We start from the raw sequence: 678 nt of genomic DNA, 5'->3' as shown, positions 1-678 counted from the left end.
GCGCAGAGTGTGGGAGTGTGTTTGCCGCGGTCGGTGGAGATGGTGGTGAGTGTGCTGGCTATACTCAAAGCGGGGGGGACGTATATCCCGTTAGATCCAAGTTACCCGGCAGCGCGGTTAGGGCATATTTTTGCAGACACAGGATTAAAACACTTAGTGACCCATTCGAGCTTGGTGGCGGGGTTACCGGTAGAGGGGGTGAGTCTGCATGTGAGTGATGAGCTGGGTGTGACGCTGGGGGCGTGTGCAACAGAGAATGTGGCGCGCCGCGACGGACACAGTGATAGCAGCTTGGCATACATGATATTCACGTCAGGTTCAACGGGTAAACCCAAAGGAGTGATGATAGGGCACCGGGCATTGGTGAACTTCCTGGCGGGGATGGAAGACAAGCTGTCAGGGGTATTTAGCTGGCCGAATAAGTTATTGGCGGTGACGACGATAGCCTTTGATATTGCCGGATTGGAGTTATTAGGGCCATTGGCGTATGGCGGTCAGGTGGTGCTGGCTTCAGAGGAAGCGAGTAAGGACCCGGTGAGGTTAGCGGCCTTGTTAGCCGGGCAACAGATAGATTGCATGCAGGCGACGCCGGCGACATGGGAAATGCTGGTAAATGGCGGCTGGGCAGGGAAAGGCGATTTAGTGGCGCTGACAGGCGGCGAAGCGCTGCCATTGAAC

Annotated in this window: 1 protein-coding gene; it reads left to right on the top strand. The window is 56.2% G+C overall.

The features are described from left to right. Positions 1 to 21: 21 nt before the first annotated feature. A partial coding sequence (locus OPS28_RS06430) for an AMP-binding protein (protein ID WP_442863972.1) occupies positions 22 to 678 on the top strand: 657 nt, incomplete at its 3' end.

The organism is Alteromonas sp. ASW11-130 (genome assembly GCF_026183735.1).
GTDB lineage: Bacteria > Pseudomonadota > Gammaproteobacteria > Enterobacterales > Alteromonadaceae > Alteromonas.
The sequence above is the reverse complement of the archived record's forward strand: the minus strand, read 5'-3'. Positions and strand labels throughout refer to the sequence as shown.